The following is a 417-nucleotide window of genomic DNA, read 5'->3' as shown; positions in this document are numbered from 1 at the left end:
AAAGGACGGGATTACTCTACAGAAATAAAAAATGCCTCTGCCAATTGGCAATTTGATCTGCTAAAACATAAAAGTAAAATTGATGAAAATTCTGTTATTTTAGAAGTTTCTCATATTCGATCATGTAGAGGGTAAAGCAAAATGAGCGAAACACGGATTATCGCTATTGCAAACCAAAAAGGTGGGGTCGGAAAAACAACCACAGCAATTAATCTTGCAACAGCTTTAGCAGCCATTGGAGAAAATGTTTTAATTATGGATGTTGATCCACAAGGCAATGCCAGTACAGGATTAGGAATAGATCGTAATAGCCGTACTTTGTCCTCGTATGATGTTTTGGTTTTGGGAATTTCAGTGACAAAAGCAGCTTTAAAAACAGCTGTACCAAATCTCTATATTGTGCCTTCAACTCTCGAT

The 417-nt window shown here is 36.7% G+C and carries 1 protein-coding gene and 1 pseudogene; both read left to right on the top strand.

All coding sequences use genetic code 11. The features are described 5' to 3' along the window. Positions 1–135: pseudogene (locus J7R05_RS08480) on the top strand (16S rRNA (guanine(527)-N(7))-methyltransferase RsmG); the annotation flags it as partial. Positions 136–141: 6 nt separating this feature from the next. After that, on the top strand, positions 142–417 hold a 276-nt coding region (locus tag J7R05_RS08475), incomplete at its 3' end, for a ParA family protein (RefSeq protein WP_208541897.1).

This window comes from Bartonella capreoli (assembly GCF_902813205.1).
Classification (GTDB): domain Bacteria; phylum Pseudomonadota; class Alphaproteobacteria; order Rhizobiales; family Rhizobiaceae; genus Bartonella; species Bartonella schoenbuchensis.
The sequence above is the reverse complement of the archived record's forward strand: the minus strand, read 5'-3'. Positions and strand labels throughout refer to the sequence as shown.